The 14,214-nt window shown below is 41.8% G+C and carries 12 protein-coding genes; 8 read left to right on the top strand and 4 right to left on the bottom strand.

What is annotated here, in order from left to right:
• The first annotated feature begins 16 nt into the window (after positions 1-16).
• The 5 genes from P1X15_RS16915 to P1X15_RS16895 all read left to right on the top strand — a co-directional run bounded on the left by P1X15_RS16915 (position 17) and on the right by P1X15_RS16895 (position 7,644).
• The gene (locus P1X15_RS16915; RefSeq protein ID WP_277339315.1) at positions 17-799 is read left to right on the top strand and encodes a M56 family metallopeptidase; all 783 of its coding nucleotides are present in this window, start codon (positions 17-19) and stop codon (positions 797-799) included.
• A gap of 9 nt (positions 800-808) precedes the next feature.
• Positions 809-1,393, top strand: coding sequence for an OmpH family outer membrane protein (locus tag P1X15_RS16910; protein WP_277339314.1), 585 nt, complete (start codon positions 809-811; stop codon positions 1,391-1,393).
• A 301-nt stretch (positions 1,394-1,694) separates the two neighbouring features.
• Positions 1,695-2,075, top strand: a complete 381-nt coding sequence (locus P1X15_RS16905; RefSeq protein ID WP_277339313.1) for a hypothetical protein — start codon at positions 1,695-1,697, stop codon at positions 2,073-2,075.
• A gap of 91 nt (positions 2,076-2,166) precedes the next feature.
• On the top strand, positions 2,167-6,507 hold the full coding sequence (locus P1X15_RS16900; protein ID WP_277339312.1) for a CusA/CzcA family heavy metal efflux RND transporter: 4,341 nt from the start codon (positions 2,167-2,169) through the stop codon (positions 6,505-6,507).
• A 9-nt stretch (positions 6,508-6,516) separates the two neighbouring features.
• The gene (locus tag P1X15_RS16895; RefSeq protein WP_277339311.1) at positions 6,517-7,644 is read left to right on the top strand and encodes an efflux RND transporter periplasmic adaptor subunit; all 1,128 of its coding nucleotides are present in this window, start codon (positions 6,517-6,519) and stop codon (positions 7,642-7,644) included.
• A gap of 79 nt (positions 7,645-7,723) precedes the next feature.
• Here the strand turns inward: P1X15_RS16895 and P1X15_RS16890 are convergent, their stop codons facing one another.
• Together P1X15_RS16890 and P1X15_RS16885 are read right to left on the bottom strand one after the other, a co-directional pair.
• A complete protein-coding gene (locus P1X15_RS16890) occupies positions 7,724-8,572 on the bottom strand; it encodes an SDR family oxidoreductase (protein WP_277339310.1) in 849 nt (282 codons plus the stop codon).
• A gap of 31 nt (positions 8,573-8,603) precedes the next feature.
• Positions 8,604-8,843: a KTSC domain-containing protein gene (locus P1X15_RS16885; protein ID WP_277339309.1), complete on the bottom strand. Its 240-nt coding sequence runs from the start codon at positions 8,841-8,843 to the stop codon at positions 8,604-8,606.
• Positions 8,844-9,154: 311 nt separating this feature from the next.
• Here P1X15_RS16885 and P1X15_RS16880 point away from each other — a divergent pair, with 311 nt between their 5' ends.
• The 3 genes from P1X15_RS16880 to P1X15_RS16870 all read left to right on the top strand — a co-directional run bounded on the left by P1X15_RS16880 (position 9,155) and on the right by P1X15_RS16870 (position 12,333).
• Positions 9,155-9,670, top strand: a complete 516-nt coding sequence (locus tag P1X15_RS16880; RefSeq protein ID WP_277339308.1) for a ferritin-like domain-containing protein — start codon at positions 9,155-9,157, stop codon at positions 9,668-9,670.
• Positions 9,671-9,700: 30 nt separating this feature from the next.
• The gene (katE, locus tag P1X15_RS16875; RefSeq protein ID WP_277339307.1) at positions 9,701-11,860 is read left to right on the top strand and encodes a catalase HPII; all 2,160 of its coding nucleotides are present in this window, start codon (positions 9,701-9,703) and stop codon (positions 11,858-11,860) included.
• Between the two features lie 77 nt (positions 11,861-11,937).
• On the top strand, positions 11,938-12,333 hold the full coding sequence (locus tag P1X15_RS16870; RefSeq protein WP_277339306.1) for a hypothetical protein: 396 nt from the start codon (positions 11,938-11,940) through the stop codon (positions 12,331-12,333).
• A 69-nt stretch (positions 12,334-12,402) separates the two neighbouring features.
• On the opposite strand, the gene P1X15_RS16865 is transcribed toward P1X15_RS16870, so the two are convergent.
• Both P1X15_RS16865 and P1X15_RS16860 read right to left on the bottom strand, forming a co-directional pair.
• The gene (locus P1X15_RS16865) at positions 12,403-12,672 is read right to left on the bottom strand and encodes a hypothetical protein (RefSeq protein WP_277339305.1); all 270 of its coding nucleotides are present in this window, start codon (positions 12,670-12,672) and stop codon (positions 12,403-12,405) included.
• Between the two features lie 11 nt (positions 12,673-12,683).
• Complete coding sequence (locus P1X15_RS16860; RefSeq protein ID WP_277339304.1) at positions 12,684-13,088, bottom strand: response regulator; 405 nt, start codon at positions 13,086-13,088, stop codon at positions 12,684-12,686.
• Positions 13,089-14,214: the final 1,126 nt, after the last annotated feature.

Raw genomic sequence — 14,214 nt, 5'->3', positions numbered from 1 at the left:
ATTTTTTAAATGGTTAGTGATTTCGCATCAGGATTATGAGCATTGCTTTGAGACAATTCTGCATCATGAATCGGTCCATATCAAGCAGTGGCATAGTATTGATGTTTTGTTTATCGAAATACTGAAGGCATTCTTTTGGTTCAATCCTGTGCTTTGGCTCTACAAGTTTTCGATTCAGGAAGTGCATGAGTATTTGGCTGACAAGCAGGCTCCTAATAGAGAATCGTATGCCGCTTTTTTGGTATCTTATGCTCAACGAGCTTTCGTCGAGTCCATTGCGAATCAATTCTATCATTCTTCATTTCTCAAAAACAGAATCCACATGCTTTACAAAAAGAGAACCTCAATTTGGCAATTGCCAAAATATTTGGTCATAATCCCTCTGGTGGCCCTGGTAGTGTTAACGACTTCAGGAAAAGAGCAATTGTCCAAACTAAAAGACCTTTCTGCATCTATAGACCCTGAGAAAGAGCCACAAAAAGAGCTTCCAAAACAAAAGGACATAACTCCTTTAGCGGTAAAAAAGCCTGCTCAAAAGAAAAGAAAGAGACTAAAACGTGAGTTAGTTTTACAAAATACAGAAACGCCTCAAGACACCCTCAAAGAGACGTATGCACCGAGCGTTGCTTCTATGTCAAATTTTAGAAAAACGTATTTGCATCTAAGACCTACTTTGGATACTATTCTAGACAAACCGAAGCAAGATTCTAAAACCTACAGCAATTATAGATACCCAGCTACTTTGCCTACTTCGCCGGTGCGCTTCGTGACACCTGCCAATAGCACCTCAAAAAACTAAATCATAATAATGAAGAATCTTATCGTTTTGTTGATAGCTTTAATGAGTTGTTCTCAAACTCAGGTGATGGGACAAATTCTAAAGCTAGGTTATATTGATCAGCAATTTGTTTATGACAATTTTCCTGAATATCAGCTTTTAAGAAAAGAGATTGAGGGAAGTTCTGCGAAGTATCAAGAAGTGTTGAAAGAAAAGTATGCTCAATACCAACAAAAATTGGATGCCTATCAGAAGTTGCCCAAAGGACAAGTGGCACCTCTTATCCTCAAAGATAAGGAAACAGAATTGGTTAACTTACAGCAATCGATTCAAGAATTTCAATCAAATTCTGAAAAAGATTTGCAATTAACTTACCAAAAGAAGTTTGCGGTGATTGAAGAAAAAGTAAAGGGAGTGATTGCAGACTATGGTCAAGAAAATAAGTATGCTTATATCTTCAGGTCTGATTTACGGGCGGAGGATAGTTGGCCTATTGTCCTTTTTGCGGGAGCGCAGGCGGTTGATATTTCCAAAGAAATTCTACTCAAGCTAGGTGTGACAGCGGCCACTGCTCCGCCCATCAAAGCAGGATTATTGAAAATGATTAAAAAATAAGCGCGTTTAAAATCCAGCGCGGGTCACAGGTTTTGTTTGATTCACTAAAATTAAGACAAAAAATTATTCTCAGGCGGTTGTTTGTAAACGTTTTTACAACATTATATCAACTTGCTATCCTAGCAGACGGCGCGTAGCAAAGTCTGGAAACTGTTTAATGATGTCAGTGGCGGCAATAACATTGCGGTATTGAATGTTTTTTTAGAAAGAAACTATATAAAGCAATCCAGCATAAAGAAGTGGAATTTTAGGCCTAATTTTAATAAAATATGTGCTACTTTTGCTCCATAAATTCGTGAAAATGTTTCTTCCTAGATTTTTGCTAATCATTTACCTCTTTTCAGCCACTGAATTCAATCAGTTGCTGAAGCTGCCGGTACTTGTGATGCATTTTCAGGAACATCAGCAAAAAAATCCTTCTATCTCATTTTTTCAATTTATCCATCATCACTATCTCGTCAATCATGCTGATGACGGTGATGCTGAGCGGGACAATCAGCTCCCTTTTCAGTCGCACGATAATTGCGGTTCGTTTCAGGCACCCATTTATTTGTTTCTGACTTTTAGCCCCCTGCCTCCGCAGGTGGTGATTCTATCAAAAGAAAAACCGTCTTTTTATTCGGATTCTCATCTTCTTTCGGCGCATTTGAACTCTATTTGGCAGCCGCCCCAATTTGTTTAATGAATTGCTTCTGAACGAGCTATTTAGCTCATTTTCAAGTCTTCATCATGTTTGATGAGGATATAGTGTCATTTCATTAAATATTATTTCCATGCTAAATTCAATCATTGAGTTTTCCGTCAGGAATAAACTCATCATTGGGCTGTTGGTCATTGCTCTGCTTGGCTACGGCACTTATGAAGTTACTAAATTACCCATCGATGCCGTTCCTGATATTACCAATAATCAAGTTCAGGTGATTACCATTGCTCCCTCTTTTGGAGCTACTGATATAGAGCGCTTGGTTACGTTTCCTATTGAGCAGGCCAACAGTAACATACCAGGAATGCATGAAATTCGTAGCTTTTCTCGGTTTGGGTTATCGCTTGTAACCATTGTTTTTGACGACGAAACCGATATTTATTGGGTGCGTCAGCAAGTGGCAGAACGTTTGCAAAAGGTACAATCCGCTATTCCTCAAGGGGTAGGGGTGCCTGAATTAGGGCCTGTTACGACGGGTTTGGGCGAAATTTATCAATACGTAGTCCGTCCTAAAAAAGGTTACGAAGGCAAATACAATGAAACCGACTTGCGCACCATTCAGGATTGGATAGTACGCAGGCAACTATTGGGCGTAAAAGGGGTAGCCGAGGTCAGCAGTTTTGGGGGCAAACTCAAACAATATTCCATTGAAGTGGACCCGGCTAAATTACAGGCCAACAATATCACGATTAATGATGTATTCAAAGCCCTCGAAAACAACAATCAAAATACGGGTGGCTCTTACATCGAAAAAGGAGCGACTGTTTTATACATCCGAAGTGAAGGCTTGGTAGGGGGGACAGACGACATCAAAAACATCTCTATTAAAAGCCTCAGCGGGGGTACGCCTCTCTTCATTGGGGACGTGGCCGACGTAAAAATCGGTTTTGCCACTCGTTTTGGAGCCATGACCTACAATGACCAAGGCGAAGTGGCTGGTGCAGTAGTGATGATGCTGAAAGGCTCCAACAGCAGCGAGGTCATTAAAGCGGTGAAAGAACGCATTGCCCAAATTCAGAAAACCCTGCCCGAAGGCGTCGTAATTGAGGCATTTTTGGATCGCACCAAAATGGTGAACAACGCTATCGGCACCGTAGAGAAAAACCTCTTGGAAGGGGCATTGATTGTCATTTTTGTGTTGGTACTATTTTTGGGCAATGTTCGTGCGGGGCTGTTGGTAGCTTCGGTGATTCCGTTGGCGATGTTGTTTGCCATTATTATGATGAATCTCTTCGGTGTCAGCGGCAATTTGATGAGTTTGGGGGCGCTGGATTTTGGGTTGATTGTGGATGGTGCGGTGATTATTGTGGAGGCAGTGATGCACCAACTTTCTCATAATAAAAAGTTTAGCGACATATCCCACCTTAGCCAATCCCAAATGGATGCTGAGGTGAACCAATCAGCAGGCAAGATGATGAATAGCGCTGTATTTGGTCAAATTATCATTTTGGTAGTCTATCTTCCCATTTTTACGCTACAGGGTATCGAAGGAAAAATGTTTAAACCTATGGCACAGACGGTGGCGTTTGCGTTGCTGGGAGCCTTTATTTTGTCTTTGATTTACATCCCTATGATGAGTTCGGTGTTTCTGAGTAAGAAAATCAAACATGATCTCAACTTTTCAGATAGGCTCATGGCTAAAGTAGAAGGCGCCTATCAGAATGCACTCTCCAAAGTCATTGATTTTCCTAAAATGGTGTTGATCGCTACGCTTTCGCTTTTCGCAATTGCCCTTTTTATATTTTCGACCTTGGGCGGTGAATTTATTCCTGCACTAGAGGAAGGTGATTTTGCCGTTGATACGCGGGTGCTGACGGGAAGTAACTTAACGACGACCATTGCCAACACCCAAAAAGCCGCCCATATTCTCAAAAGCCGTTTTCCTGAAGTGGAAAAAGTGGTGACCAAAATAGGCAGTGGCGAGGTTCCTACTGACCCTATGCCCATGGAAGCTGGCGATATGATGGTGATTTTGAAAGATAAAAGCGAGTGGACATCGGCAAAAACTTTTAATGAATTGGCCGAGAAAATGGGCACCGCTTTGGCCGAAGTACCAGGCATAACAACAGGGTTTCAGTATCCCGTTCAGATGCGGTTCAATGAATTGATGACGGGCGCAAGACAAGATGTGGTTTGTAAAATCTTTGGAGAAGATTTGGATACATTGGCCGCTTATGCACATCAGCTAGGCGGACTTATCAATGCCGTAGAAGGAGCCAAAAATCTGTACGTAGAGTCGGTGTCGGGAATGCCCCAAATTATTATTCAGTACAATCGTAATGCCATTGCCCAATATAACCTCAATATCGCCGACATCAACCGGGTAGTCAATACGGCCTTTGCTGGACAAAGCAGTGGAATGGTGTTTGAAGGCGAAAAACGCTTTGATTTGGTGGTACGCCTCGGCGGTGAGCAAAAAAAGGACCTGACAGCCGTTCAAAACCTCTTGATTCCCACGCCGCAGGGTACACAAATTCCACTCTACCAATTGGCTGATGTTCAAATCAAAGAAGGCCCCAATCAAATCCAACGCGAAGATGCCAAACGCCGTATTGTCGTTGGTTTTAACGTCCGAGGTCGCGATGTGCAAAGTATTGTGACCGAATTGCAAGGCAAAGTCGAAAAGCAACTTCGCTTTCCGGCGGGCTATTATGTGACCTATGGCGGGGCGTTTGAGAACCTAAATGCGGCCAAAGCACGTCTGATGATTGCCGTACCTGTATCGCTGATATTGATATTTTTACTGCTCTTTTTTGCTTTCCATTCGGTCAAGCAGGGCTTACTGATTTACTCTGCCATTCCGCTGTCGGCCATTGGTGGTATTTTGTTTCTGGCCCTCCGAGGTATGCCCTTCAGTATCAGTGCCGGAGTGGGTTTTATTGCTTTGTTTGGTGTAGCGGTCTTAAACGGGATTGTATTGATTGCGGAGTTTAATCGCCTCAAAGCAAGCGGTTTGTCGGATGTGAAAGACATTGTTTTGAACGGCACAAAAGTACGTCTGCGTCCTGTATTGATGACGGCTTTTGTAGCTTCGTTGGGCTTTTTGCCGATGGCTGTCAGTAACGGTGCGGGCGCGGAAGTACAACGTCCCCTGGCGACGGTTGTCATTGGCGGACTGCTGATTGCTACGTTTTTGACCTTGTTTGTGCTGCCCGTTTTGTACATGGTGTTTGAAAAAGTGGGCAGTAAACCTTCCACAACAGCAACGGCGGCGATGCTTCTGTTTTTAGGATTTTTGGGAAATAGTACCCAAGCTCAAACCCCCATTAGCTTGCAGGCGGCCATTGATACAGCCCTGAAAAACAACCTGTCGGTAAAAAATGAAAAGCTCCTTGCTGTTTATCAACAGACTTTGCTGAAAACGGCCAAGAATTTGCCACAGGCCAGTGCTTCGCTCGAAATTGGGCAAATCAATAGCGCCTATGTGGATTCAAAAATTGGAATTGGGCAGGGGTTCAGTTTTCCAAAAGTCTATACCGCCCAAAAAAATCTGTTGAATGAAGAATGGAAACGTAGCCTTTTGGCGGTCAATGTTCGAGAAATGTTGCTCAAAAAACAAGTGACTCAAGTCTTTTATGGTCTGGTGTATCTACAACAAAAGCGAGAATTACTGCAATTTGCCGATACCCTTTATACCGATTTTTTCAAAAGAGCCGAGTTGCGCTTATCGAAAGGGGAAAGCAACGTACTAGAAAAAGCCACTGCCGAAACCCAACTGGGACAAATTAAGACGCAACTCAATCAGCTTTTGCAGGATATGGATGTGATGCAGTTGCAATTTCAGTTATTGCTCAATACCTCCGCCATTTTTTCTCCTTCGACCAACAACTTCAAACTCGCTAAAACTGTGGCTGAGCTGTCATTAAACGAGCATCCATTGATGCAATTATTGAAACAGCAACAAGCCATAGCGGCCGCCTCAGTAGAGGTAGAAAAGACCCGACTGTTGCCTAATCTTTCGGTGATGTACAATAACGGCAGCATCCGAGGAGTGGGAGCCGACAATAAAACCTATTCGGGCCTGCACCGATTTCAGTCGATGCAGGTGGGCGTTGGGATTCCGATTTTTACGTCCGCGCAAAAAGCCCAAATCAACAGCGCTAAAGTACTGCAACTCGTGGCCGAAAGTAATTATTTGGTGGGTATGCAATCGTTGGATACGGAGTATAAAGCTGTTCAAAATCAGTACGATAAATTTGCTCAAACGGTCGCTTATTTTGAAAGTACGGCCTTGGCCAATGCCCGTTTGATTACGACTACGGCCAATCAACAATTGTTTGCCGGAAACATCAATTACCTTGAGTGGGTGCAATTGGTGAACCAAGCCACTACCGTCAGAAACGATTATGTAGAGGCTATTAGGAACCTAAATGAGGCCGTTATTCAACTCAATTATTTCAACACCAAATAGAAAAACCCCATGAAAAATACATTCATCATCATTGTAATACTTAGTTTATTGACCGCTTGCGGCAGCAAAACGACCGAAGAACAAACAGTAGCGGCCACAGTCAACGAGAATACAGTAAAACTCACTGCGGTTCAGAGCAAAAATGCGGGAATCGTGACGGCGCCTTTAGAGCAAAAGCAAATTGCTTCGGTACTGAAGGTCAACGGTAAAATAGAAGTACCTCCCCAAAACGTGATTTCTATCAGCGTACCGATGGGGGGATATTTGAAAAACACCGATTTGTTGGTGGGTATGAATGTGCGCAAAGGGCAATTGTTGGCCGTTATGGAAGACCAGCAATACATTCAGTTGCAGCAGGATTATTTGACCGCCAAATCTAGAATCAGTTTTCTGGAAAACGAGTACCTGCGTCAAAAAGACCTGAACCAAAGCAAGGCCAGCAGCGATAAGGTCTATCAGCAATCGGAAGCCGAATTCAGAGGACAGCGTGTTTTGTTGAGTGCGTTGGCCGAAAAATTGAAATTAGTAGGGATTAATCCTGAAAGATTGAGCGAAAATACTATTTCACGCACGGTAAATATCTATTCGCCCATCAGCGGTTATGTGTCCAAAATCAACAGCAACATCGGCAAATACGTCTCACCAACCGAAGTAATGTTTGAACTCATCAACCCGACGGATATTCACTTGGCGTTGAAAGTGTTTGAAAAAGATGTAGATAAGCTCTTTATTGGACAAAAAATCATGACGTTTACCAACAACCGCCCGGATAAAAAATATATTTCCGAAATTATTATGATTGGAAAAGACCTTACCGCCGATCGAGCCACAGAAGTGCAGTGCCATTTTAAAAATTATGATAAAGCGCTCATTCCCGGCACCTATATGAATGCCGAGGTGGAGGTCAAAAACAACAACGCTTACGTATTGCCCGAAGACGCCATTGTACGCTACGAAGGCAAACAATACGCTTTTATCCGAAAGACTGACAGTGAATTTGAAATGAAAGAAGTAAAAATAGGAAATACCGAAAATGGGTTTACAGAACTACTTTTGCCTGAAAAACCCAATCAAGATTTTGTAATAAAAGGCACCTATACCTTGCTGATGAGTCTTAAAAATAAGTCAGAAGAATAGGTAGTGATTTCTAGGCTGTCGCTGTTTGTAGGGCATTGATCGGCTTTTTACAAACAGCGACAGCATAGGACTGTGTATATTAGGCATTGATGATAGAGCCTCCGTTGGGATGCAAAACTTGCCCTGTCATGTAAGAGCTGTCTTCGGAAGCTAAAAATACATAGGCTGGAGCAACTTCACAGGGCTGCCCGCCTCGTTGCATAGGGGTATCTTTACCAAAGTCTTCTAGGTTTTGGTCAGGAAAAGTAGAGACAACCAAAGGCGTCAGAATAGGCCCAGGGGCTACCGCATTTACCCGAATCCCTTTGCCTATGATACTGCCCGATAATGAGCGCGTAAAGCTGATAATAGCTCCCTTAGTAGCCGAATAATCAATCAGAAAGCCATTGCCCTGATAGGCTACTACCGAAGCCGTGTTGATAATACTACTTCCTGGTTTCATGCGTTTGATTGCTTCGCGAGTCAAGCGAAAAATAGCAAATACATTGACTTCAAATGTATCTTCCCATTGTTGATCGGGGATTTTTGTAAAATCATCGCAGGGCTTTTGGACAGCGGCATTATTGACAAGGATGTCAATTTTACCAAAATGTTCTAAAACAGTGTCAATGGCTTTGGCGGGCGTGGTGTGGTCCATTAAATCTCCGCTAATCAGTAAGCATTGACGATTTTCTTTTTCTATAAGTTGGCTAGTGGCTTGCGCATCTTCTTCTTCGATAGGATGATAAAGGATGGCAATATCAGCTCCTTCGCGTGCAAAATGGATGGCTACAGCTTTCCCAATTCCACTATCGCCTCCCGTAATAAGTGCTACCTTATTGTGTAGTTTTTGAGAGCCTGCATAAGTTTTTCGTATATATGTAATCGTGACCGGCATTTCTTCTGTCAAACCCGGGTCAAGATTTTGTGAGAGATTGATGGTATTCATTGCTATTCCTGAGATTAAAATCCTGTTTTACTTATTTAGTTTGTGTACATGTATTATCAGCGAGGTTGCTCATTCTCCTTGAGCGATAGCTGCTTACGATATATTTATTAAAAAAATGACCGTAGGAGTCGGCATTTAAAAATCCTTGATATACATGTAGAGGTACCTGATAATAGCGATACCGCGAACCATTAAGAAACTCTATTTCTAAGGTAGTGCCTTCATAGCCTATTGACTTTAAGGAAGAAGAAATGACATTCACTGTTTCCATTTTTTTAATTGATTGAATTGCCGAATAGATTCAGATGATAGTAGTATACGTTTAGGAATGTCTAAAAAAAGTATTCCATTGATAATGAGGTTACTAGTTGAAGTGTTTTGGGGTGGGAGATGCCCGATGTGGCAACACTTCTACAACCCTAAAATTCGACAGAGGATAGCAAAATATTTCTCTTTAGAGAAATCTCTCTTTATAGGATCACAAATGAGGCGGCATACCCAAGTTGTTGAGGAATACATGGGTCGGTGGAACAATATTTTAGGACGCTACTACCCAAAAACAACCATAAATTTTTTAGAACCATGAAAGCAACTTCCTCAAAATCAGAAATCGCCACTGGACTACGTGAATTGTTTGAAGACAGTCTGAAAGACATCTATTATGCCGAAAAAGCCCTCACCAAAGCCCTTCCTAAAATGGCTGATAAAGCTGTTTCGGGTGTGTTGGTAGAGGCTATTAAAGAACACTTGTCGGTTACAGAAGGGCATGTAAAGCGCCTTGATGAAGTATTTGAGGTAATAGGATTGAAGGCCGAAGCCAAAAAATGTGAAGCCATTGAGGGATTAATTAAAGAAGGGCAAGAGACAATGAACAAAACCAAAGAAGGTGTGGTGCGAGATGCGGGTATTATTGCTTCTAGCCAGAAGGTAGAGCATTATGAAATAGCTTCTTATGGTACACTTGTGTCTTTCGCCAAAACCTTAGGGGAGAATGAAGCGGCTCGCTTGTTAAGTGAAACGTTGGAAGAAGAAAAAGTAGCCGACAAAAAACTCTCAGCCATTGCAGAAAGTGCCATCAATGAGGAAGCGAGCAACTAACTTAGGCTATTCACCCCAATTTCCACAACAATGAAAAAACAGACAGACGCTAAACAGCAAGACCTTGCCAACAATAAAGAAAATGGTCAAGATAAATTTTTAACCACCAACCAAGGGGTAAAAATCAATGATAATCAAAACTCCCTAAAAGCAGGAGAAAGGGGGCCGTCGCTACTTGAAGATTTTATTTTGCGCGAAAAAATCACTCATTTCGACCATGAACGCATTCCTGAGCGCGTGGTACATGCGCGCGGAGAAGGTGCTCATGGGTATTTTCAGGTGTATGAGTCGATGGCCAGATTCACTAAAGCGGCTTTTTTGCAAAATCCCGACCAAAAAACCCCCGTATTTGTTCGATTTTCGACAGTAGCAGGTTCAAGAGGCTCTACCGATTTGGCGCGAGATGTCAGAGGTTTTGCGGTTAAGTTTTACACCGAAGAAGGCATTTATGATTTGGTAGGAAACAATATCCCCGTGTTTTTTATTCAAGATGCCATTAAGTTTCCCGATTTGATTCATGCCGTCAAGCCAGAGCCACACCACGAAATGCCCCAAGCAGCTTCAGCGCATGATACTTTTTGGGATTTTATTTCTTTGATGCCCGAAAGTATGCACATGATTATGTGGGTTATGAGCGATCGCGCTATCCCGCGTAGTTTGAGAATGATGGAAGGTTTTGGGGTACATACTTTTCGATTTATCAATAAGGCCGGCGAATCTCATTTTGTGAAATTTCACTGGAAACCCTTGCTGGGCGTACATTCGGTATGTTGGGACGAAGCGCAGAAAATTTCGGGCAAAGACCCCGATTTTCACCGGCGTGATTTGTGGGAAGCCATCGAAATGGGGCACTTCCCAGAGTGGGAATTAGGAGTACAAATAGTGGCAGAAGAAGACGAACATTCTTTTGGTTTTGATTTGCTGGATCCCACAAAAATCATCCCCGAAGAGCTAGTACCCGTACAGCGTATCGGAAAGCTTGTTTTGAATCGAAATCCTGATAATTTCTTTGCCGAAACCGAACAAGTCGCTTTTCATCCAGGGCATATTGTGCCAGGAATTGATTTCACCAACGACCCTTTGCTACAAGGAAGGTTATTTTCGTATACTGATACCCAGCTTTCCCGCTTAGGAAGTCCTAATTTTCACGAAATCCCAATCAACCGCTCCATTGCTCCTGTTCACAACAATCAGCGGGATGGTCATATGCGACAAACAATCAATCAGGGAAGGACAAGCTACGACCCCAATACCCTCGGGGGCGGTTGTCCTTTTCAAGCAAAAATGAAGGAAGGGGGATTTAGTAGCTATCCCGAACGAGTAGAGGCACATAAGATACGAGGGCGTAGTCAAAGCTTTTTTGACCATTTTAGTCAGGCAACTCTGTTTTTCAACAGCCAATCTGAGTATGAACAAAACCACATTGTAGATGCGCTTAGTTTTGAACTAGGAAAAGTAGAAACAGAAGCGATTCGTCAAAGAATGCTCAAGATGCTCTCCTATGTAGATGATGATTTGGCCGCTAAAGTGGCTTATAATTTGGGTTTATCAATTCCAGACGAATTAGAAAGTTTGCTCAATCAGAGCTATCCAGCAGATGCCGATAAAATGGCTTATCAGCCCAATATGGCCACCTCTTCAGTCGAAAAATCTAAGGCCTTAAGTATGGCATATACTCCCAAAAACTCGATTGCCACTCGTAAAATAGCTATTTTGGCCGCCGATGGCGTAGATGAAAAACAGCTTACCGCCATGAAAGAACGGCTGATGGCGGAAGGGGCAGTGGCAGAGGTAATTGCGCCCAAATTAGGATATATTGTTTCGGAGAGCAACCAAGCTCTTAAAGTAGATAAAAGTTTTTTGACGGCTGCGTCGGTGCTTTATGATGCCGTGTATGTACCAGGCGGAATGAACAGCATTGCTACGCTGACCGCTGAAGCAGATGCGATTCATTTTCTTAATGAAGCTTTTAAGCATTGTAAACCCATTGCGGCCGATGCTTTTTCTTTGCCGGTACTTAAAGAGACTTATTTTGGTAAACACCTTCCCGCCAATCACAAAGAAGCTTCCCAGATGATAGAAGGGGTGCTGGTGCATGATGGGTCGGAAGTCTTGAGGGCCGAGTTTATCAAAGCTATTGCTCATCATCGCTTTTGGCAGCGTGAAAAAAAACTTAAAATACCAGCTTAAATAAAGGACGTTTGAGGGGTCGGAGCAAAATCATAAAACAAGTAAAAACAGCCTCGAAGAGGATAAAATGGAAAGCTATGGAACATGCACAGGAAGAAGAAACATTGGTAGAAATCCTGAAAAATTTGGAAAGTAAGGGTTATACATTTGATTTTGGCTCAGAGTCGTCGGCCGAATTTAAAGATAAAATAGGGATTGCCGAAAAATACTACTATAGTCCCAATTTAGCAGAAAAGACTGAGGCGATTCCGCTCCTTGTACGAGAGGTACATCGCATTGAAGGAATGTCGGATCCTTCGGACAATTGTATCATTTATGCCATCGAGACAACCAACGGCTTGAAGGGCTTTTTGGTGAATGCTTATGGGGTTTATAGTGAAGACAAAGAAGCCGAACAAAACGCTATTTGTCCTCATGAGATTTCGGAAGAGCAAATTTATGATAATAATAAATTTGAAGCCCAGGTTAAATAGACCTCCCAAACGTCATTTTTTACCAGAGGCTTTAGCTGTGTTTAACTAAAGCCTCTGGTAAAAATGAATCTAATTTTGGCGGATACGTTGATAAATAATTTCAGGAATCCTTATCAAATCTCCCAAAAACATACCTCGTTGTTTAAAATACTTTACGAGTTGGACATACACATACAATTTATTGGAAGAGCTTCGCTTTATATCATAATACGACATGGCCATTTCTTCGATTATTTCCAATGGAATAGTGCGGTTGCTTATGATACTCTCTCCCTTATACGCCACCAATTCTCTCAATAAATTTACGCCATCTATTCCCACTTTTGCTGTTTTTTCCATACGTTTTTTATTTAAATGGATGTTTCAACAAAGTCACATTCTACGCCTGCCATTTGCTGAAGAATACTGGTCAATAAATTAGGATCTAAAGGTTTTATGATACATTTTACTACTCCCAACGACTTTGCTTTCCCTTCCAATACGGTATCTATCGAGGTGGAGTAGAGAATGATAGGCACAGCTTTCCAATTGAGGTGTTTTTTTATCTCTTTGATACATTCCAGGCCATTCCAGCGAGGCATGTTCATATCAACAAAGATAAAATCTGGTTGCAGCTCATCCAGCAATTTGATTGCTTCTTGACCCGAAGCTGCATAGGTACATTTAAACAGGGACGGGATTTTTTCTAAAGCCATCAGAAAAAACTCAAATTCATCCAAGTCATCATCAATCAATAGCACATGAAATTTTTTCATAACCAAACATTTTAATATCCAACATCCCTCGCAATCGTTTTGCGAAGTAATTTTTAAAGAAGTAGGGCAGGAAAAAAAGAGTGCTTTGGCGAAGACACACAACGGCTGTTGTAAATAGAAAATCTATTGTCTCTGCAACAGAGTAAAACAAAGGTGGACATTAATAATAGGTTTTCCAAACAAACACTTCTTTTTCGAGCCCATCTTTATGGACTTTTTTTTTATCTGACTTTTCTGGAATAAAAAAGGGGAAATGCTTTCCCAAAAACGTACAAAATATCCTTATATGTTATTGTGTATCAAGTGTTTTTGAAAGAAGGTGAGGGGTTGTAGTGATATACGTTAATTGGTGCGTTTTTTATTTTGAATGACTCAAACCCTCTATCAACATTAAGAGCATGTTTTGAAATCGGCGAAGGATTATTTGCTGCTTTACAAAAAGAGCATCTGTTGTAATTTTGAGATGTCAAACTAGATGAGAAATATGGTCCTTGGCAAAGCTTGTATTATTACTTTCGTAAATGGACGAAAAATGCTGTTTTTGATAGTATTATCACACATTTAGTATCCTATGAGCGGGTTGTCACACGCCACAGCAGGGACAATAAACAGTCAGAGCGTTTAAAAAGTAAGGTTAATTTCATTAGATACTGGTATTGACGGCAACAAATAAAGCGTAATAACTCTGGGCTTGTCTTTGGCTATTTATGTCTGTGCGGCTCATATTCACGATAGCGTATGCGGAATTGAACTCCTATCCACTCTGAATAAAACTGCCCCGGAACTCAAACTCATTCGTGCTGATAGTGCCTATAAAGGAGAGTTTGTTACGGCTGCTGGCTGGTGTGGGTACACCGTTGAAATTTCTCAAAAACCTCCCTGCGGGCAGGTATTTGTACCGCAAACAGGTCGCTGGCAAATTAAATGAAGGGTTACATGGGAAAATTTCTTTCGCCGTTTGTCCAAGGATTATGAAAAAACGGCAACGTCTTCGGTCTCTTTCATTTAGCTCGCTTTTTGTTCTATCATTTTGGCAAGAGTACCAAATTAAATTTCAAAACTTACTCTGAAACCGTCATCAGTATTCAAAAAAATGTAATGTATCTTGAACATACAAGGCATCGAA

The organism is Runella sp. MFBS21, assembly GCF_029433105.1.
GTDB lineage: Bacteria > Bacteroidota > Bacteroidia > Cytophagales > Spirosomataceae > Runella.
Note: the sequence above shows the minus strand (reverse complement) of the source record. Positions and strands in the feature narration are given on the sequence as shown.